20 protein-coding genes, 1 tRNA gene and 1 pseudogene are annotated in these 18,713 nt (G+C 42.8%); 14 read left to right on the top strand and 8 right to left on the bottom strand.

The window, feature by feature from the left end:
• Positions 1-14 precede the first annotated feature (14 nt).
• Positions 15-1,349, top strand: a complete 1,335-nt coding sequence (locus tag ACF1X7_RS02585; protein WP_411162404.1) for a CoA-disulfide reductase — start codon at positions 15-17, stop codon at positions 1,347-1,349.
• A 206-nt stretch (positions 1,350-1,555) separates the two neighbouring features.
• Entirely contained in the window at positions 1,556-2,815 is a 1,260-nt protein-coding gene (locus ACF1X7_RS02580; protein WP_411162403.1) for an NlpC/P60 family protein, read from the top strand.
• A 141-nt stretch (positions 2,816-2,956) separates the two neighbouring features.
• Here ACF1X7_RS02580 and ACF1X7_RS02575 read toward each other — a convergent pair whose 3' ends face one another.
• Positions 2,957-3,055, bottom strand: a complete 99-nt coding sequence (locus ACF1X7_RS02575; protein WP_157696672.1) for a hypothetical protein — start codon at positions 3,053-3,055, stop codon at positions 2,957-2,959.
• Between the two features lie 28 nt (positions 3,056-3,083).
• Between ACF1X7_RS02575 and ACF1X7_RS02570 the strand changes: the two genes are divergently transcribed.
• Positions 3,084-3,566 carry a hypothetical protein gene (locus ACF1X7_RS02570; protein ID WP_158022161.1) on the top strand — a complete coding sequence of 161 codons (483 nt, stop codon included), beginning with the start codon at positions 3,084-3,086 and terminating at the stop codon, positions 3,564-3,566.
• A 1-nt stretch (position 3,567) separates the two neighbouring features.
• Here the strand turns inward: ACF1X7_RS02570 and ACF1X7_RS02565 are convergent, their stop codons facing one another.
• Positions 3,568-4,209 (bottom strand): SDR family oxidoreductase, encoded by a 642-nt coding sequence (locus tag ACF1X7_RS02565; RefSeq protein ID WP_054644195.1) that lies wholly within the window; start codon positions 4,207-4,209, stop codon positions 3,568-3,570.
• A gap of 364 nt (positions 4,210-4,573) precedes the next feature.
• Here ACF1X7_RS02565 and sdaAB point away from each other — a divergent pair, with 364 nt between their 5' ends.
• The 6 genes from sdaAB to ACF1X7_RS02535 all read left to right on the top strand — a co-directional run bounded on the left by sdaAB (position 4,574) and on the right by ACF1X7_RS02535 (position 10,828).
• Positions 4,574-5,224, top strand: coding sequence for an L-serine ammonia-lyase, iron-sulfur-dependent subunit beta (sdaAB, locus tag ACF1X7_RS02560; protein ID WP_004270582.1), 651 nt, complete (start codon positions 4,574-4,576; stop codon positions 5,222-5,224).
• Positions 5,225-5,238: 14 nt separating this feature from the next.
• On the top strand, positions 5,239-6,129 hold the full coding sequence (gene sdaAA, locus ACF1X7_RS02555; RefSeq protein WP_411162402.1) for an L-serine ammonia-lyase, iron-sulfur-dependent, subunit alpha: 891 nt from the start codon (positions 5,239-5,241) through the stop codon (positions 6,127-6,129).
• 24 nt (positions 6,130-6,153) lie between these two features.
• The gene (locus tag ACF1X7_RS02550) at positions 6,154-8,097 is read left to right on the top strand and encodes an OPT/YSL family transporter (protein WP_411162401.1); all 1,944 of its coding nucleotides are present in this window, start codon (positions 6,154-6,156) and stop codon (positions 8,095-8,097) included.
• Entirely contained in the window at positions 8,072-8,425 is a 354-nt protein-coding gene (locus ACF1X7_RS02545; protein ID WP_004270588.1) for a PqqD family protein, read from the top strand. The genes ACF1X7_RS02550 and ACF1X7_RS02545 overlap by 26 nt, the downstream gene beginning before the upstream one ends.
• A 52-nt stretch (positions 8,426-8,477) precedes the next feature.
• The gene (locus ACF1X7_RS02540; RefSeq protein WP_039098202.1) at positions 8,478-9,899 is read left to right on the top strand and encodes a C69 family dipeptidase; all 1,422 of its coding nucleotides are present in this window, start codon (positions 8,478-8,480) and stop codon (positions 9,897-9,899) included.
• Between the two features lie 77 nt (positions 9,900-9,976).
• Complete coding sequence (locus ACF1X7_RS02535) at positions 9,977-10,828, top strand: YitT family protein (protein WP_107504436.1); 852 nt, start codon at positions 9,977-9,979, stop codon at positions 10,826-10,828.
• A gap of 69 nt (positions 10,829-10,897) precedes the next feature.
• On the opposite strand, the gene ACF1X7_RS02530 is transcribed toward ACF1X7_RS02535, so the two are convergent.
• Entirely contained in the window at positions 10,898-11,572 is a 675-nt protein-coding gene (locus ACF1X7_RS02530) for an ABC transporter ATP-binding protein (RefSeq protein WP_039098203.1), read from the bottom strand.
• A 1-nt stretch (position 11,573) separates the two neighbouring features.
• A complete protein-coding gene (locus tag ACF1X7_RS02525) occupies positions 11,574-12,629 on the bottom strand; it encodes an ABC transporter permease (protein WP_411162400.1) in 1,056 nt (351 codons plus the stop codon).
• Between the two features lie 133 nt (positions 12,630-12,762).
• On the opposite strand from ACF1X7_RS02525, the gene ACF1X7_RS02520 reads away from it, so the two are divergent.
• Positions 12,763-13,329, top strand: coding sequence for a TetR/AcrR family transcriptional regulator (locus ACF1X7_RS02520; protein ID WP_411162399.1), 567 nt, complete (start codon positions 12,763-12,765; stop codon positions 13,327-13,329).
• Positions 13,330-13,374: 45 nt separating this feature from the next.
• Here the strand turns inward: ACF1X7_RS02520 and ACF1X7_RS02515 are convergent, their stop codons facing one another.
• Positions 13,375-13,590 (bottom strand): DUF2187 family protein, encoded by a 216-nt coding sequence (locus ACF1X7_RS02515; protein WP_004270858.1) that lies wholly within the window; start codon positions 13,588-13,590, stop codon positions 13,375-13,377.
• Between the two features lie 199 nt (positions 13,591-13,789).
• On the opposite strand from ACF1X7_RS02515, the gene ACF1X7_RS02510 reads away from it, so the two are divergent.
• The gene (locus ACF1X7_RS02510; protein WP_411162398.1) at positions 13,790-14,629 is read left to right on the top strand and encodes an HAD family hydrolase; all 840 of its coding nucleotides are present in this window, start codon (positions 13,790-13,792) and stop codon (positions 14,627-14,629) included.
• A 63-nt stretch (positions 14,630-14,692) separates the two neighbouring features.
• Positions 14,693-14,765 (top strand) — tRNA-Thr (locus ACF1X7_RS02505).
• Between the two features lie 93 nt (positions 14,766-14,858).
• Here ACF1X7_RS02505 and ACF1X7_RS02500 read toward each other — a convergent pair.
• The 3 genes from ACF1X7_RS02500 to ACF1X7_RS02490 are packed head-to-tail and all read right to left on the bottom strand — an operon-like array spanning position 14,859 to position 16,856.
• On the bottom strand, positions 14,859-15,839 hold the full coding sequence (locus ACF1X7_RS02500; RefSeq protein WP_004270857.1) for a polyprenyl synthetase family protein: 981 nt from the start codon (positions 15,837-15,839) through the stop codon (positions 14,859-14,861).
• Between the two features lie 18 nt (positions 15,840-15,857).
• Positions 15,858-16,391: a Gx transporter family protein gene (locus tag ACF1X7_RS02495; protein WP_056967134.1), complete on the bottom strand. Its 534-nt coding sequence runs from the start codon at positions 16,389-16,391 to the stop codon at positions 15,858-15,860.
• Between the two features lie 18 nt (positions 16,392-16,409).
• A complete protein-coding gene (locus ACF1X7_RS02490; RefSeq protein WP_039098207.1) occupies positions 16,410-16,856 on the bottom strand; it encodes a NusG domain II-containing protein in 447 nt (148 codons plus the stop codon).
• A 232-nt stretch (positions 16,857-17,088) separates the two neighbouring features.
• On the opposite strand from ACF1X7_RS02490, the pseudogene ACF1X7_RS02485 reads away from it, so the two are divergent.
• Together ACF1X7_RS02485 and ACF1X7_RS02480 are read left to right on the top strand one after the other, a co-directional pair.
• A pseudogene (locus ACF1X7_RS02485) lies at positions 17,089-17,628 on the top strand (FMN-binding protein); the annotation flags it as partial.
• A gap of 173 nt (positions 17,629-17,801) precedes the next feature.
• On the top strand, positions 17,802-18,698 hold the full coding sequence (locus tag ACF1X7_RS02480) for a UbiA family prenyltransferase (protein ID WP_411162397.1): 897 nt from the start codon (positions 17,802-17,804) through the stop codon (positions 18,696-18,698).
• The last annotated feature ends 15 nt before the right edge of the window (positions 18,699-18,713 follow it).

The following is an 18,713-nucleotide window of genomic DNA, read 5'->3' as shown; positions in this document are numbered from 1 at the left end:
TGGAGGGTTTAGTGATGCGAACGATTATTATCGGTGCCACGGCTGCCGGAACAAGTGCAGCTGCGAAAGCAAAAAGAACGAATCCAGATTTAGACATTACGTTATACGAAAAACGGGACTATGTGTCCTTTGGGGCTTGTGGCTTACCTTATTTTGTTGGCGAGCACTTTGAAGATCCCAACCAAATGATTGCCCGGACATCTGAAAAATTTGCTCAACAAGGTATTGATATTGCGCTTGAACACGAAGTACTATCAGTTGACTTTGATGCGCAAACAATCGTGGTTCGGGATTTGAAAACCAATCAAGATCGCACAGAATCTTATGATCAATTAATGTTAGCAACGGGAGCCACAGCTGTGATGCCACCGATTAAAAATGTTGATCTCAAAAACGTCTATCATCTACGGACGATGGCAGATGGACAAGCCTTACGTGAATTAGGACAAGACCCAAAGGTTCAATCTGTAACGGTGATTGGTGCGGGCTTTATCGGGTTAGAAATTGCCGAAGAGTTCCATCAATTAGGGAAGCAAGTCCGGGTCATTCAACTAGAAGACCGAATTTTACCGCTGGCTTTTGATCCAGAACTAACGGACATGTTCGCGGATGACTTACGTGATAACGGCATTGAATTACACTTATCAGAAGCTGTTCAAGCCTTAGAAGGAACTGTTCAGGTGACTGGCATTGTGACTGATAAGGGGCAGTATGCGACAGACTTAGTGATTGTAGCAGCTGGGATTCGGCCTAATACGCAATTCATCACGGATGATCGATTGAAGAAGTTGCCAAATGGTGCGATTATTGTCGATCAAGCAGGGCGGACATCGATTGAAAATGTCTATGCCGCTGGCGATAATGCAACGGTCATTAACAGCGTGACGAACCAACCGATGTATTCAGCACTTGCCACTGGTGCCAATAAATTAGGCCGAATTGTCGGCACGAATTTAGGCGGGCAAGCCGCTCAATTACCAGGGATGTTGAATTCAGCCGGTGTGAAATTAATCACGCTAGAAGCGGGCCGAACAGGTTTGACTGAAAAAGAAGCGGCAGAGGCTGGTATTGATTTCAGTACTGTTTTAATCCACGACAAGAACCAAACGAATTATTATCCAGGCCAATCAGATTTAACGATTAAATTGATTTACACCAAAGCAGAGCATATCTTAATTGGTGGCCAGGTGGTTGGTCAAAAAGACGCAGTGTTGCGCGTTGATGTACTCGCAACTGCGATCCAAGCGAAGATGACAACTGAACAACTCGGGTTACTCGACCTTGTTTATGCACCACCGTTTGCAAGAACGTGGGATGCACTGAATGTGGCCGGCAATGTTGCCCATTAATTAAAAAAAAGTGACACCGCACAAACCGTGTAGTGGCGCTTTTTTTGTTGCATGCTTAAACAGTTGTTCATAGTGTTTACTTGAATGTTTACTCGGGTCTGTGCTAAAATTGCATTTAGAAATTAAATTTTTGCAAAGTTAGTTATGAATTAATTACGATGATTAAGAAAACACAAATAAAAAATTTATCGACAGGAGACAGTTTAATGAACAACACAAAGAGTTTGATTGCATTGAGTTCGGGAATTTTAGGGGCAGCTGGGATCGGTTTATTGAGTGCAGGGCAAGTACAAGCAGCAACGACAGCAACCGTCAACTACGCAGATGGTGCAACAACTGTTTGGACAAGTCCAACAACTGGTCAAACTGCTAAACGATACATCTTTAAGGGCCAATCAGTAAATCTTTTAGCATCACAAAAGATTGGCGCTGAAACATGGTACCGAATTGGAAACGGTGAATGGGTACCTGAACGTTACTTAACAACCAGTGACGCTACACCAGCTGAAACAACACCAGCAACAGAAGCACCTGCTGCTCAAAAGACAGCTCGGATTGCCTATGCCGGTGGCGCAACAACTGTTTGGTCAACAGCAACTTATACAGCCCCAACAGGCCAATACTTAGGTTATGGTCAAACCGTCAACGTTGTGAAAACAGAAACTGTTTCTGGCGAAGAATGGTATCAACTTGAAAATGGCGGCTGGGTACCAGCTCGCTTTACAGGTGATGGTAAGATTGAAGCCACACCAGCGCTCGTTGCACAACCGGTAGCACCAGCACAACCTGCAACAACAACTCCTGTTGAAACACCAGCTGCGCCAACACCCGCGCAAACAGAAAGGACGCCTACAACACCAGCACCTGTCGCAGAAAGTGAATCAACACCAGTTGAAACGCCTGCCACACTAGAAAGTACACCAGCTGTAGCAGAAAGTAGTGCGCCTGCTCAAGCAGAAAGTATAACTCAAACACAACAACCAGCTACTCAAGAATCATCAGCTCCTGTCCAAGAAACTGCACCAGTTGAAACAACACCAGCCCCAACTCAAAAGGCACCAGTTGTAACGACACCAACACCAGCCCCAACGGCACCTGCAGCAACGACTGGTAATGCGCAAGCTGTTATTAATTTAGCGATGGCTCAAATTGGTAAACCTTACGTTTGGGATGCCCATGGTCCAAGTAGTTTTGACTGTTCTGGATTAATGGACTATGTCTTCAGAAATGCTGCTGGTAAGAGTATCGGTGGTTGGACAGTCCCTCAAGAAAGTGCCGGTTATGCTGTTTCATTAAGCAACTTGCAACCTGGCGATTTATTATTCTGGGGTTCACAAGGTAGCTCATACCACGTTGCGCTATACATTGGTGGCGGACAATATATTCATGCCCCACACCCTGGCGAAAACGTTAAGATCGGTTCAATGCAATACTATGCACCAAGTTTTGCACGCCGTGTCTTTTAATGATTGCAATTAAGCAAACATCTCACCTAGGTGGGATGTTTTTTGTATTTTAGCCCTAAATAAGCTATGATATGTAGAGATTTAAAAAAGGACTGACGAGATGAAGATAGAAGTACAAGCATTTATCAATCAAATTCAAGATCAAACATATTTAACGGATGAATACGAGCTCCCCACGCCAGATCCTTTTGTGGCGGACGGTATTTTGGCACAGTTAAAACCCGCTATTGATAAAGCCATTGAAAAACAAGCTTTGGCCTCTTTTTCGGTGCTGACAGAATATGCTGGCGAACCCGTTAAGGTGACATTGGAAACGGGGATTGTGAATCTACCATTACAATACATTAAAAAAGTAAATCAATTTTTTGAACTCGACGACCAAGCAGAGGTGAATCTTTATTTATATGTGACATCGCCACTCATTAATCGCTCGAACATGCGGATTGACTTAATTGGGACGGTAGCTTCGTTTGAAGAATCGGCAGCTGCTAATTGGACGAAGATTGCCGACTTGCTAACAAAGGACTTGGAAGCCGTCGTAATCGGTTCACAGGCGCCTAAAGAAGAACCAGTCGAAAAGAAGGCGCCCGCTAAGAAGAAAGCCGCACCTAAGAAAATGGCAACGACTAAGAAAAAAGCGCCTGCCAAGAAGACAACAGCTAAAAAGACAGCTACCCAAAAAACAACGACTAAGAAAACAACCACCAAAAAAAAGACTACGAAAAAAAAGACTACGAAAAAAGCAGACTAATTTAGTCTGCTTTTTTGATGGCGTCTATTAAAGGCAAGTCGCCGTTAACAAACGAGAATTTCTTGTGGATTGTTTCGGTCGGATGTTCTAAGACGGTGCAAATCATCGCAGCGACATCAGCACGTGCAACTTGTCCACCAGATGGTTGCATTGTCACTAGGCCGGTAGCTTCGTCGTTTGTAAGTGTCCCAGGACGCAAGATGGTCCAATCTAAACCAGAGAATTCAAGCCAGTGATCGGCATAGTATTTTGCAGCGTAGTACGGTTTAATACTTTCAGGCCATTTAGTTCGATCCTCAACAAAAAGTGCACTGACCATGACGTAGCGACTAACTTCAGCAATCTTAGCTGCTGCCATACTCTTAACGGCGCCATCGAGATCAACCAACAGTGTTTGATCATCGCCTGTTTTACCGCCAGAACCAGCTGTAAAGACAATCGCATCATGATCGGCAAATAGTGGTGCTAAAGCCTTAGGTTGTTTGGTTAAATCGAATAAGACAGGCATGGCCCCTAGTTGTGCAAGTTCATCCGCCTGTTGTTCGACACGAATGCCGGCTGTAACGGTGTGACCGGCAGCAACGAGTTGGCTAATTAGGAGCTGGCCAACGTTACCATGGGCGCCAATAACAAAAATCCGCATAGTAAAACCTCCAATATAAATGTGTGTGCTGTCCATTATAGTAGTTATTGAACAGTGACGCAAAGATAGTGGATTTAAAAACCTGTGTTGTAGTACAATAAAATTCGGCACCTTGCGAAAAAATGAGTGTGCTTTAGGGTATATAATCTTGAAAGTGGCTGATGGCAACCTTTAAATAGGCAAAGCTAATTATGGGATTCGTTTTAGAAATAAATCTAAGAATCCTCTCATTTTTTCACAAAGTTGCTTATTAGAATATCATGAAGCTGTGTTTGTTTTGTGTTATGGTACAGATATAGAGATTGTGATTTATTGGATAAGTAGTCCTATTTGTTAATGCTATCTCAGAAAGTAGGAGGAGAACATGACAAATCAATATCGGAGCGTTTTTGATATCATTGGACCGATTATGATTGGTCCTTCAAGTTCACATACTGCTGGCGCAGTTGCCATTGGACATGTTGCTAATCGTCTTTTTCATGCACCGATTAACAAAGTTATTGTGCGTTACTACGAATCTTTTGCACAAACCCACCAAGGGCATGGTACCGATTATGCAATTATTAGTGGCGTGCTAGGATTCGATCCGGCCGATCAAAGGGTACCAATGGCAGTTGATTTAGCGCGACGTCAAGGTATTGACGTTGTCTTCATTGAAGATCCAGGGAATAGTCCGGTGCACCATCCCAATACAGCGGAATTAACGTTAATCAATCGTGAGAAGGAACTAACGATTTGGGGCTGTTCAATTGGGGGCGGGACCATCGAAATCCGCCAAGTCAATTTGAATGGCATTGTGATTAAAACGGATGGCCCGTTACCATTGGTTTTTGTCGAATCGGAACAAGAAATCGGCGATGCTTTAGACCAGATATTTGAAGGCAACTATCGTGATAAGCGCATATCGGTTAAAGTGCCAGATCGGTTTTTGTATAAAATCGAACTGATTGATAAGCCGTACCCGGAACAGATTGAACAGGTCCGCGGAATGAGCCAAGACGTTATTGTGTTATAGAAAGTGGTGGGAAGATGTATACAACAATTCACGAATTAGTCGAGACAGCGCAAGAACGGCAACTACCAATCTCGGAATTGATTATCGAACAAGAGGTTGCGATGAGTCACACTAGTCGTGAGGTCATTTGGGCAACCATGGGGAAAAACTTGGATGTCATGATTGCGGCCGAAGAAAAAGGCGTGACCGGTGAAGGTGTTCAGTCTGCCACTGGGATTACAGGCGGTGAAGCGGTTCTGTTGAAGCGGTATCGGGAAAAGGGAAAGTCGTTATCAGGTGATGTGATGTTGACCGCTATGCAAAATGCGGTGGCTACCAATGAAGTCAATGCTTCAATGGGGATCATTTGTGCAACGCCAACTGCTGGTTCAGCAGGTACTTTACCCGGTGTTTTATCTGTTATTACTGAGCGCTTGGCGCTTGATCGGGATGCGCAGATTCGGTTCTTGTTTTGTGCGTCAGCCTTTGGGATGATTGTTGCCAATAAGGCGATGATTGCCGGGGCAACTGGAGGCTGCCAAGCCGAAGTGGGGAGTGCTGCCGCGATGGGCGCCGCCGCTGCAGTTGAAGCTGCTGGTGGCACACCACAACAATCGTCGGAAGCATTCGCGATGGCGATGTCTAATCTATTGGGATTGGTTTGTGATCCCGTTGCTGGATTAGTTGAGATACCATGTGTTAAACGAAACGTGATTGGGGCCGTCGATGCCTTGACCAGTGCTGATATGGCATTGGCAGGGCTAATCAGCAAGATTCCAGCTGATGAAGTGATTGGTGCCATGAAACGAATCGGTGAAGATATGCCATCTACATTACGTGAAACTGGTTTAGGTGGATTAGCTGCTACACCAATCGGGGTTGCATTGAAGATGCAAATCTTTGGTAAGGATAAGAGCCTTAAATAAAAGCGACTTTTAGGAGGAGCAATCATGCAAAAGAAACTTTCAAAATCCGCATACGGCGGTGTTTTAGGTGAGAAATATGTACCGTATGTCAATCAAGGCGATAAAAAGGTCGGCAACTTAGCGATTCTAATAATGGGGAGCATTTTAGCCATTATTTTTGCTGCTTCAACAGCTTATTCTGGGATGAAGGCCGGTTTAACCGTTGCAGCCGGGATTCCAGGTTCAATTATTGGGTCTGGGTTAGTCGGCGCCTTTGCCAAATCAAAAGGGATTTTAGGCAAGAATATTATGCAAGGGATGTCCAGTGGTGGTGAATCAATCGCCAGTGGGATGATTTATGTTTTACCAGCTATTATTTTAATTGGTGGCCACATCAACTTCATTCAAGGGGTCATCGTTGGGGTGCTCGCAATTCTTTTTTCAATGGGGACAGCCTCATTAGTGCACAACTACTTAATGGTTGAAGAACATGGTAAGTTGGTTTATCCAGAAGCCATGGCGATTTCAGAAACCTTAGTTGCGTCAGATACTGGTGGCGATTCGCTTAAATACATGGGCGTTGGCTTTGGTATCGGTGGGGTTATTACGATGCTAACTTCATCAGTGTTTGGTGTCGTCAACAACATGATTAGCTACGTTGGTTCATCATTTTATAAATGGAAATTGGACGTTGAAGTGAATCCATTACTTGCAGGAATTGGTTTTATCGTTGGATTAGAAGTGTCATTAACAATGTTTGCGGGTGCGATTTTATCTAACTTTGCGATTGCACCGTTAATCGGTTATTTCACAGATATGGCGGGCAACAGTGCGCATGTTTGGAATAACACGAGTTTAGCCGTGAATCAAATGGCCGTTAACGATTTATCAAGTTCATACGTTAAATACATTGGTGCCGGAATGATGCTTTGTGGTGGTTTAATCGGTGCGATTAAATTAATCCCAACTATCGTGACATCAATCAAGAAAACACTAGCTGCTAAAAACGTAGCAGGCGAAGAAAAGAATACACTTGGTATGATTGCCATTGTTGTTGGTGGTGTTGGGATCTTCGTTATTGGTATTATCATTGCGCAAAACTTCTTAATGGGGATTGTTGGTGCATTACTAGCAGCCATCTTAAGTTTACTCTTTGTCATTGTTTCAGCCCGGGTTGCTGGGACGATTGGTTGTTCTAACTTGCCTGTATCAGGGATGACAATTGCGTCATTAGTGATTATGACGGTAGTCTTCGTATTATTTGGTTGGACGGACAATAACCATACGCAAATCTTATTGATGTTTGGGACATTCGTTGTGACCGCCGTTGCTGTTGGTGGTGGCTACATGCAATCTCAAAAAGTAACATATGTCATTGGTGGTTCAAAATCTGAAATGATGAAATATTTCATGATTGCCGGGATTGTCGGCGTAATCGTAACTGTCGGCATAATCAGCATCTTATCACCACAATTCGTTACAGATAGTGCAACACCAGCCTTTGGGTTACCACAAGCGAACTTAATTGCTACATTAACATCTGGGATTATGACGGGTAAATTACCATGGATCATGATTATCGTTGGGGTTGTGATGGCATTAGCTTTCTACTTTTTAGATTTACCAATCATGACCGTTGCAATTGGTTTTTACTTACCAATTTCAACCACTTCAATCATCTTGATCGGTGCTTTGATTAAAGTCTTTATTGAAAAAGTAACGCGTGATGAAGCGATTAAGAATAATCGGGTTCAAAGTAGGATTAGTTTATCATCCGGTTTAATTGCTGGTGGTTCAATTATTGGTTTAATCGGGATTATTCTCCACGTAACCGGTGTGTTAAAAGATCGCGTGATTACTGGTTTTGCGAATACCAATGTAATGGGGATTATCTTATTGGTTGTCATGGTTGTTTCGATTACTGTGCCACTTATGATGATTCATAAAGGAGGGGCAACAGAAGATGGGACGACAGAAAGCGGAGATTGATTTAGAACAACTCATCTATGAAAAAAATCCGCAAGTTCAGTTTAAGTTACAAGCTGGCCAGGTCACCATTATTCGGCCGCAGAATCACTGGATTCAACGGACATTACGGCGTTTGCATGTGAAGATTCCGCTAGAAACACAGCTGGAACTTGATGATTATGGTAGTTTTGTCTTTAGGCATGTGAATGGAAAACGTAGTGTCCACCAGATTGGACAAGCACTGGCAGGACAGTATGATGAAGCCGGTGAATACCTGTATGAACGATTACTCGTGTATTTGAATCATCTAGAACACACAGAACATTTGATCCGGCGGGTAACCGACTAAGTTTTATTAATCAATTAGTGAATCACATTTTTAATAAAAAGGAGTTTTTCAAATGACAGACAGAATCGAATTATCAGCATGTACTTCAATGATGGTAGGGAAGAATGCGTCAATTGATGGCTCTACGATGATTTCGCGAAATGAGGATCGCTTCTATGCAATCCATCCTAAACGGTTCTTCGTACAACCAGCAGTTCATGATCGACATGAGACATATGTTTCAAAATATAACGGCTTAACCATGCCGTTACCGACGGACGGTTATCGTTACACATCAACCCCCAACGGCGATTTAAGTGATGGTTTAAATGAAGAAGACGGGATTAATGAAAAAAATGTCGCCCTCTCCGCAACTGAAAGTGTTTATGCCAACGAACGGGTATTAGCTTATGATCCGTTGGTCAAGCAAGGTTTAGCTGAAGATTCAATGTGTACGTTGGTTCTGCCATACATCGATTCTGCACGTCAAGGGGTTCAATTGATGGGGGATTTGATTGCTAAATACGGTTCAGCTGAAGGTAATGGCGTTCAATACAGTGATCAAAATGAAGTTTGGTATCAAGAAATTGTTACTGGGCATCACTGGGTTGCTGTTCGGATTCCGGATGATTGTTATGCAGTTGCCGCTAACCAAATTGCCATCGAAGATGTCGACTTTAATGATCCAGAAAATTACATGTGGTCAGAAGGTATTCAAGAATTCGTCAGTGAAAATCACTTGAATCCGAGTGAAGCTGAATGGAACTTCCGTAAGATTTTTGGGACGGATACTGAATTAGATCGTCACTATAACACACCACGGGTTTGGTATGCACAACGCTATTTGAACCCTGAAATCAAACAAGAACCTGAATCGAGTGACTTGCCTTTCATTCGCAAGGCTAACCGTAAAATAAGTGTGGAAGATGTTCAATATGTGTTAAAATCACATTATAACGAAACTATTTACGACCCACTTGGTAATGGGACAGAAGAACAAAAGACGATTTATCGGTCAATTTCACTTTCACGGACGCAAAACTCACATATCTGTCAGATTAGAAACAATGTGCCAGATGCTGTGCGTGGTGTTCAATGGTTAGGTTTTGGGGTACCAACATTCTGTCCACACGTACCATTCTTTACGAATGCGATGGATACGGATGAAAGTTATCGCGAACTACCAGCGAAGATGCAGTTGAAGAATGCTTACTGGTTATATGAAGCATTAGCAATGATTGTTGAATCACACTACGGGGCCTTTAAGAAAGCTGATATTGACTACCAAAAAGCATTATCAGAATGGGCAAGAACTAAGATTGCTACGGTGGATGCTGCTGTAAAGGCGGAAGCGAATGCCACTGATTTCTTAACCCAGCAAAATCATGAAATTGCTACACATTACCATGAAGCAACAACCGATTTGTTAGCGCAATTGGTGACAGAAGGAACGCAACTTTCTAAGTTGACCTTCGTCATGGATAAGAACCTATAGCCAAGTGCGCACTTTAATCATTTGTCACACTCTTCCAAGGGGGGAGTGTGGCTTTTTTAATCGATGGAGGTGCTACAGTGATTGTTTTAAAAGGAAATTCGAAAAAAATTATTATCGCGATGGTATACGGTTTTTTGGCGGCGGTGAGTGTTAATCTGTTCTTGATTCCGGCGAAGACGTATTCGAGTGGGGTCACGGGGATTGCCCAATTACTAACCTCGTTAGTCAGCTATATGGGCGGCTCATTAAGTGTTGCGATGTTGGTCTTTATTTTGAATGTGCCATTATTGATTCTGGCATGGTTCAAGATTAATCATCAGTACGCGATTTTTAGTATCGTCGCTGTTTTTACGAGTGTTCTTTTCTTGAAGATCATTCCAGTACCTGTTCACCCAATTGTCACCGAACGATTTGCAGGTGCCTTGTTCGGGGGTGCATTGATTGGTTTAGGGGTTGGCTTGTGTTTTAAAGCGGGTTTTTCAACTGGTGGCACGGACGTCATTGTGACGTTAGTTGGGCGCTTAACTGGCAAACGGGTTGGTGTTGTGAATAATATCATCAACGGAATGATCATTCTTGCAGCGGGTATCTTCTTTGGTTGGGGTGCTGCCTTATACAGTATCGTCGAAATCTTTGTTTCAAGCTTGTTGATGGATTATATCTATATTCAACAACAAAAGGTGACTGTGACGATTTTTACCAAGCGACCTGAAGAATTGAAGAAGCGAATGCGTGACTTTATTCATGGTGCGACTGAATTAGATGGAACTGGTCTGTATACCAACCAAGAAACAACAGTGATCATGACAGTTGTTTCAAAATACGATCTAACGGAATTAAAACGGGTCGTTAAGGATGCCGATCCGAATGCCTTTGTTAATATTCAATCCACAATGAACTTGTGGGGTAAATTTGAAAACGTCGAATAATAGTAGCTATCCTCTGGAACTAAAAAACGGTCCTTTCAACAACGCTAAGTTGTGAAAGGGCCGTTTTTTTTATGTGGTTTGGCGAAGTTGACCGTCTTCGATACGCCAAACGTGATCGACGAGATCTAAAACCCGTTCGTCATGTGTTACCATGACAGCTGCGCGTTTTTGTTCATGAACTGCATCGCGAATTAAGTGGACAATTTCACGACCACGTTGCGCATCTAAACTGGCGGTTGGTTCGTCTGCTAAAATGAGTGCAGGTTGATTGATAAGTGCCCGAGCAATGGCAACCCGCTGCTTTTCACCACCAGAAAGCATAGCGGGATAACTATGTAATCGATGGCCTAATCCAAGTTGTGTCAGTAATTGTTCAGCGGCGGATTGATCGCGACGACGGGCGATTTTTTGTAAAAAAGTCAGCTGCTGAGTGACCGTTAGGTAGGGAATTAATTCTGAACTCTGAAAAATAAAACCAATTGATTCGCGGCGGATTTGTGTTTGACGATTACGATTGAGTGTTGCAAGTTCTTGACCGGCCAAGGTAACACGACCGGCTGTGGGTTGCAAGAGCGCGCCCATAATCGTCAACAAAGTACTTTTACCAACACCGCTGGGACCAACGATGGCGCTAAATTCACCTGGCTGAATCGTGAAGGAGACATCTTTTAAAATGTGATTAATTTGATCACCATCGGGATAATCTTTGGTGATGTGTTCGAGTGTTAAAATCGGTGCTGACATATTAATGACCTCCAATAGCTGTGATCGGGTCAATCCGAATCACTTGAATAAGGGATAATAGGGCGCTTAGGATGGCGACGGCTAAAAATAGAACGCTGGTGCCGATGATCGTTGGTGCTGTGAGCATAAACGGCATGCTGGCAGGCATTGACTGGGCGATGACACTAATGATACCGCCAGCCAAAAGAATCGCCACTGCCGTTAACAAGCCAATCTCAGAGATGATGTGCTGGCTGAGATAGCGTGTGGTTGTGCCCAATGCTTTTAAGGCTCCAAAGTCCCGTAATTTCTGTAGGGTAATGATATAAAAGAAAATTGCGAGGACAAACAGTGAAATGACGTATAAAAAGCCGATCATCAAGTACAATGAACTTTGTTCTGCAGAGTAGCCAGGGATGTTATCAATCAAGGTTTGTTTGCTGATCACTTGGTAGTGCTTGTTAACCGACAAGGGCCGTTTGCTAGCAAACGCGTTATAGGTCGTCTTTTGCGTTGGAAAAATGGTTTGCCACTGGTGGTGGTTTAAATAAATAACAGGCGTATGGGCATAAGCCATCTGCTTGCTAAAGCCGCCGATTTTAAATTGCTGACCAGTGGTACTGTCTTTAAAGGTGTCGCCTAATTGGTAACCATTGGCTTGTGATTTGCTGCTGACCACCACTTTTTGGGTGGCTTGGTTGGACAGCTTTTGACCTTGGGTGACTTTGGGTGTCATGAAGCTCGTAGCGTCAACTGCAATGTAGGCAATGTCAGTTTTTGTTTGTTTTTTAGGCCGCTCGATGGTGGCTTGGGTGACGTTGATGGGTGTCAGTGATTGGTGTTTGAGAGCTTGCCAATCAGATTGGGTGAGTGCCGAGCGACTCAACCGACTTTCCGAACCGGCTTGTAAAACAAAATGCGTCGCCGGCGTATTTTTAATAGCCGCGCCACTATCGTTTGCTAAACCGGCAGCTAGTCCAGTGATGAAGAGTACTAGGAAAACGATTAAAAAGATGATAAAACTCAGTGCGCCAAATTTTAACTTATTATGGCGTAATTCTTGGATTGTTAGAAACATATGCCGACCTCCGATGACTTGTTATTAAGGCTACTATAACGATGGTTAGTTGATTCAACAATAATCAATCTAAGTGTTTCTGTGTTATAATGCACACAAGTTAGTCAATTGTGATGTAAATGGAGGCTGAAAGATGGTTAATCTGCAAGACAGACGGGTTAAACGGACACATAAGTTAATTCGCACAAGTTTTATTGAGCTCCTGCTAAAACACCCAATTAATGAGATTACAATTCAGATGATTGCCGACTGGGCTGATATTAATCGGCGGACGTTTTATTTGCATTATACGGATATCTACGATCTTTTAAGCCAGACAGAAGATTTTACCTTAAATGAGTTCAGCCAGTTGCTAGAACGTTTTGAGTTGCCTTCTGAACCACAGATTGTTGGCCAAACTTTCTTTAGATGGGTCTTATCATATGTGCAAGACAACGAGTCTATGTTACGGGTATTGTGTCGTAATCCCGATTCACAGTTAATGAATAAATTAGTTGCGTCGACCGTGACTCACGGCAAGCGGGTGATTCCATTTCAGCAGCCGGAAAACGCTGATTATATTTTGAATTATTGTTGTTGGGGTCTAATCAGTGTTTTGCACACTGCATTGTTTAAACCAGCGTTTGACGCCCAGCAATTGGCGCTCGTTGCTGAACAGTTATTGAATGCTTCTTTACAAGTCAGCGAAATTAAAGCATAGAAAAAAGCCCACCGGTAAATAAATGTCGGTGGGCTTTTTTCTATTTTATTTTGCTTTAGCAGCTTTTAATTGCTTGAGGTTAACAACGATCTTGTTGTTTAATTCCGAAACGTTGGCCTTGTCGGCTGCATCGAAATCCGTAATGCTAATTAAAGCGGAGTTTTCATATACTTTTTCAACAGTTCCTGTAAATGCACCATCTAGGTCTTCGTTCACTTTGCCGGTTACTAAATCACCGATATTGAGATTTTCTTTATCCATAGCCAAAAACTCCTTCAGACATTATTAAAATTACCAAATAAGGTGATAATAAACTATGTCATGGTAAATAGCAAGACTTACTGCTATAAATTAATCGTTTGATTGTGAATGAAACGAAATTGGTTATTTAATTCCCCATCTAAATACGCTAAAACGAAGGAGTGTTACCGGTTACAAATCAAAATTGAGGGGAATTCATATGGAACCTTACTTAGTTTTTTCAAATATTGATGGAACGTTGGTCCTTGACCATCAAATCGTGACACCTTTGACCAAACGCGTGATTCGAACATTACAAAAACGCGATGTGATTTTCTATATTGCCACCGGCCGAATGTACAATCTTGGCCGGGTAATTTCGCGGCAAATTAACGATGATGTCCGGATTGTGGCTTCTAACGGTGCTGTCTTTGAAAATGGCCATCAGATGAACAAGCATTATTTAGGTAAAAAAGCGCTCAAAGCTGCTTACGAAGCATGTTTAGCAGATCCCAATTTATCTGCGCACTTTTTTACCACTGACACAGCTTACTATACCCAAGAAATCCCCAGGTTTGTTGCGCGCGATGCGGGGAATTTATTGTTGAATGCCGATATTGATAATCAACTGGTGACTGATTTAGAAATGTTATTGAATTTAAGTGATCAGATTACTAACGGGATTATCATTGGTTGCGGTCATCCAGAGAGTTTAGCAGCCGCTAAACAACGATTAATGGATCAAGCTGTGATGAGCTTGTCTTCTTCTGGTCCAGACAACATCGAGATGATTTCAACCGGGATTGATAAAGCCACTGCAATTCGCCAGATTCAAATGATTCATGGAATTGATGCCGATCATACAATTGTCTTTGGGGATGGGCAAAATGATTTGGGAATGTTGCAATCAGCGAAGTACAGTGTTGCGATGGACAATGCCTTACCAGAGGTCAAAGCGGTTGCAAATTATGTAACAGAAACGAATACGAATGACGGGGTCGCTAAATTCTTACAACAACATTTTGAATTAGCACTTTCTGATACAGAAGTTGGTCTCTAGGGGCTTGACCCGCTTTTTATTTTTCGATATACTTATATCACGGTTGTTAATCAACCGTGAAATGCTGTTTTAGCTCAGTAGGTAGAGCATCACCATGGTAAGGTGGGGGTCGTCGGTTCAAATCCGATAAACAGCTTAAAAAATTGAGTGTGACTCGAACTGGGTAGGCTTTGAGCATTAAGTCGAGAATAAAAGGCGGACAACATTTCTAACATGTTGTCCGTCTTTTTTAGGCTTTTCTGGTTAATAAACGTTCAGTTAATTGTTGTAGCGTTGTTTTTGCGGGCATGTCGGGTAGTTTCGCAAGACCAGCGAGTGCGCGGTTTGTGTAATCTTGTGCGAGTGCTTGGGCTTTTTCGACACTTCCAGATTGACGGACGATACCTTGAACAGCGTGCACATCGGCATCAGTCATAGCTGCTTGTTTTTCCAAGTAGGGTGCTAATGTTTGGCGATTGGATTGCAGTGCCATGATTAACGGAATCGAGTAGACGCCGCGTCGCATGTCATCGAGAACTGGTTTGCCAAAATCGACATCGGTCTGAGTGTAATCTAAGATATCGTCCAGAATTTGGAAGGCGAGACCGATATTTAAGCCAATTTTCTCGGCTTGGCGGGCAAACTTCAAGCCTTTTTGGCTTTCGTAAGCACCGATGAAGCAACTGAGCGCGAACAGTTGGCCGGTTTTACCGTTAATTTGTTGTAGGTACTGTTCGGGGGTTAAATCGAGATTATATCGGGTTGTCATCTGACTGAGTTCACCGTCAAGAATTTGATCCATCGTTTGGCTGTTAAATTGGATGCTCTTCAAATCGCTCGCATAATTGGCTAGTAACTTGAAGCAGACAACGAATAAGTAATCGCCAGCGTAAACGGCGACATCTTTGCCGAAACGGGCTTGAATCGATTCTTGATGGCGACGTAAATTGGAATTATCAACGATGTCGTCATGAATTAATGTCGCAGTGTGTAGCGTTTCAACAGCGGCGGCTAATGCGATCATCTTCTGTCGATCGACTGCATTAAACTGTGAAAATAATAAGCAGTAAGCAGGACGGAGCAACTTGCCGCCAGCACTAATCATCTTTAAAATGGCGTCGGTGACGGCTTGATTTTTGGTGTGAATGTTGTCTTCAATGAGCGCAAGACTTTGCGCAAGTTCGGTTTCGATTTCTGGATAGTTCTGCCACATGGCATGTACTTTCGCCATAATTAACTCCTTGTTAAATTAAATTTCGTGTTGGGCTTTTAAAAAAGTCAGGGTTTTGACATGTTCGAATAAAAAATTCGCGGCTACGCCGACCGCAATTCCGGCGAGAATACCGAGAAAAGCAAGCACTGGTAGATAGAGGAGGACTTGCCAACTCTGGGCAATGAAACTCGCGACGCAGAGTTGACCGACATTAAAGAGCAGACCACCAGCAGCTGAGATGCCAATCATACTCATAAAGCGGCGGCTAAATTGCTTGAGGAGTACCATGCCAAAGAAACTTAGCGTTGCCCCAGCAATGCTATACATAAAAGTAGAGAGGGTTCCCCCTAGCAAGGCGGATAAAACAGTTCGCATCACCATCAATAAAAAGCAGTCGCTGACCGGTAGGGTAAATAACGAAATGATGGTAATTAAATTGGCTAGTCCCAACTTAGCACCCGGGGCTACGGCAAATGGAAATGGAATCGCGCGTTCGACAAGGCCAATAATAATCCCTTGAGCGCACAAGAGTGCAATATAGATGTATTTACGCGTTTGATCGTTAGTCATCGCTGTACTCCTTTTAAATCAGGCAGAAACCATCCCGCCCGTGTCGGTCCCATCCTTGGCTTTAATTTCAATCAGTAACTTGTGTGGTAAGCAAACAATGGTTTGGCCTGGCTTAGAAATTTTGCCACGCTTAACATCAATCTGATTGAAGCAATTGGCTTCAGTGACCTCAATGGCATGATCGGTTACCTTAATTTTGTTGTAATCACCGCCGGCATCGCGATAAGTGAAGTGGCTATCACCATGGTGGGTGGTTAGGTTCACTTTGTAGACGGTTTTGCCATCGTGTTTGACGTAGGCCGTCAATACCTGCGCGTTTGAATCCGCTGCTTGCGTCGTTTGCCATTCGTGCCAACTAAAAACAGCAACTGGGGCAAACGATAGAATAAACAGGCCGATGACTACTATTATATCACCAGGGCGAATCATTTTGATGTAACGGTTAGCGCGAATTTGTTTAAACATAGGCGTCAGTTTTTCTCTCTAAAATAGCAATAAAAGGGGTTATGACAAAAGCCTGTCTGTCATAACCCCCTCCTTTTGATAGCTGTGAATTGCTTTTATAATGTGCTTTCAAAAGCATTCTATTGCGTTTAGCACTATTAGCCAAACAACTAGCTACGCTAGTTATTCGTCTAATTTTGCTAATCCGCATAGAATAAACGCTTTTGACGCACTCAGTTTTATAACGTGCTTTGAAGTTAACTTTCTGCGTTTAGCGCAAGGTGCAGATGTTTCAAGCATCGAAGTTGTATCAGGCGCAACTCATAGCTCAAATTCATTTAAGAATTACGCACAACAATTAGTGCAAGCTGCTCAAGCTGGCAACACTGAAACAATCGAAATCGACAATGGTGCTAAGATGCAAGATGGCACATATAAGTTAGAAGAAAAGAATTATAGCCATGATTATCGAACAGTCTTCACAATGGTGGTTAAAGACGGTAAAATCACTGAATCTAAATTTGATAACATTAATAAAGATGGCAAGTCAAAAGCTGACGATGCTGCATACAACAAACAAATGAAGAAGATTGCTAAGACTGATCCTAAGGAATACATCGCTAAGTTGAATTCTGAATTCGTCAAAGCACAAGAACCAGGCAAAGTAGATGTTGTTTCTGGTGCAACAGAATCATCACACAGCTTCGTCAACTATGCTGAACAATTAGTCAATGCTGCACAAAAAGAAAATACAGCAACGATTACAGTTGATAACATCGTTTACGGTGAATAAAACGGGACTTCGGCAGTCAGCTGCCAATGAATTAATGGGTAACTGTCTGCTAGAAGGTACGATGAAGCTAGGACAAGTCAATTTGTCCTAGCTTTTTTAATGGAAGGAAGTCCGAGATATCTTTTAAAACGTTTTTAGAATTTGTCCGGATTGAGGTCAAGACGGCGAGTGTCTTGCCCTTAATCTTAGGGATTGTTTATTGTTGGTACGTTAATGGCCAGCTGAATCCAGTGACGACAATTGTTTATTTTGTCGCCCAGTTTTCGATTGTATTATTTGTGACTGGCTTTAATAATGTGATGGATTACTACAAAGCAGTTGATCTGGATTATCGGGCACAGACGAATATCATTGGGCGCAAACATTTGTCGCCAACCAAGGCACTGCATTTAATGCTCTATTTTTTATTGTTCAGCATGGCGGCTGGAATTTGGTTGGTTTGGCAAACGAACATTTTATTACTATTAATCGGTGGCGCCTGTATTTTTGTGGCCGTCTTTTACACGTTCGGGCCAGTTCCGCTATCGCGGATGCCGGTTCGTGAATTGTTGAGTGGTGTGACAGAATCATTTGGTGCATTTTTTATCATGGTCTATGTCAACGTACCAAGCGATAGCATCATGGCGCTCCATTTTGATTGGCCGACGTTTACCCTTAAAGGTCAATTACCAACATTGCTTAGTTTATGCCTAATCGGTGTGATTATTGCAATCCCCACTTCGAACATTATGTTGGCGGATAATATCTGTGATCTAGATCAAGATCGGCGCAATGAACGTTATACACTGCCGCATTATTTAGGAACAACCTGGGCGTTGCGGTTGTATAATACGTTGATTTGGTTCTCACTAGTGGCCGTTGTTGTGGCAGTGATTACGAAGGTCTTACCGATTGAATCGTTACTATTGTTATTATTGATTCCTGTCATTTTGCGCAATAATCGCCGGTTTAATACACGGCAACTGAAGGATGTCACCTTTATTACCGCGATTCAAAATGCGATGGCGATCAATATTAGCTTGATTGTCAGCTTGTTATTAGCGATTGTCCGCACGACCTGGTGGGGATAATCCACCACATTGACA

This window comes from Latilactobacillus sp. VITA-14, assembly GCF_046580785.1.
GTDB classification, from domain to species: domain Bacteria; phylum Bacillota; class Bacilli; order Lactobacillales; family Lactobacillaceae; genus Latilactobacillus; species Latilactobacillus curvatus.
Note: the sequence above shows the minus strand (reverse complement) of the source record. Positions and strands in the feature narration are given on the sequence as shown.

Excerpts from the sequence above, each read along its gene's own strand:
- ACF1X7_RS02500 (WP_004270857.1), bottom strand. The coding sequence starts at position 15,839 with ATGGCGAAAGTACATGCCATGTGGCAGAACTATCCAGAAATCGAAACC.
- ACF1X7_RS02490 (WP_039098207.1), bottom strand. The coding sequence starts at position 16,856 with ATGTTTAAACAAATTCGCGCTAACCGTTACATCAAAATGATTCGCCCT.
- ACF1X7_RS02525 (WP_411162400.1), bottom strand. The coding sequence starts at position 12,629 with ATGTTTCTAACAATCCAAGAATTACGCCATAATAAGTTAAAATTTGGC.
- sdaAA (WP_411162402.1), top strand. The coding sequence starts at position 5,239 with ATGTATACAACAATTCACGAATTAGTCGAGACAGCGCAAGAACGGCAA.
- ACF1X7_RS02565 (WP_054644195.1), bottom strand. The coding sequence starts at position 4,209 with ATGCGGATTTTTGTTATTGGCGCCCATGGTAACGTTGGCCAGCTCCTA.
- ACF1X7_RS02575 (WP_157696672.1), bottom strand. The coding sequence starts at position 3,055 with ATGGCTTTATCAATAGCGGGTTTTAACTGTGCCAAAATACCGTCCGCC.
- ACF1X7_RS02550 (WP_411162401.1), top strand. The coding sequence starts at position 6,154 with ATGCAAAAGAAACTTTCAAAATCCGCATACGGCGGTGTTTTAGGTGAG.
- ACF1X7_RS02580 (WP_411162403.1), top strand. The coding sequence starts at position 1,556 with ATGAACAACACAAAGAGTTTGATTGCATTGAGTTCGGGAATTTTAGGG.
- ACF1X7_RS02515 (WP_004270858.1), bottom strand. The coding sequence starts at position 13,590 with ATGGATAAAGAAAATCTCAATATCGGTGATTTAGTAACCGGCAAAGTG.
- sdaAB (WP_004270582.1), top strand. The coding sequence starts at position 4,574 with ATGACAAATCAATATCGGAGCGTTTTTGATATCATTGGACCGATTATG.
- ACF1X7_RS02510 (WP_411162398.1), top strand. The coding sequence starts at position 13,790 with ATGGAACCTTACTTAGTTTTTTCAAATATTGATGGAACGTTGGTCCTT.
- ACF1X7_RS02495 (WP_056967134.1), bottom strand. The coding sequence starts at position 16,391 with ATGACTAACGATCAAACGCGTAAATACATCTATATTGCACTCTTGTGC.
- ACF1X7_RS02540 (WP_039098202.1), top strand. The coding sequence starts at position 8,478 with ATGACAGACAGAATCGAATTATCAGCATGTACTTCAATGATGGTAGGG.
- ACF1X7_RS02585 (WP_411162404.1), top strand. The coding sequence starts at position 15 with ATGCGAACGATTATTATCGGTGCCACGGCTGCCGGAACAAGTGCAGCT.
- ACF1X7_RS02520 (WP_411162399.1), top strand. The coding sequence starts at position 12,763 with ATGGTTAATCTGCAAGACAGACGGGTTAAACGGACACATAAGTTAATT.
- ACF1X7_RS02530 (WP_039098203.1), bottom strand. The coding sequence starts at position 11,572 with ATGTCAGCACCGATTTTAACACTCGAACACATCACCAAAGATTATCCC.
- ACF1X7_RS02545 (WP_004270588.1), top strand. The coding sequence starts at position 8,072 with ATGGGACGACAGAAAGCGGAGATTGATTTAGAACAACTCATCTATGAA.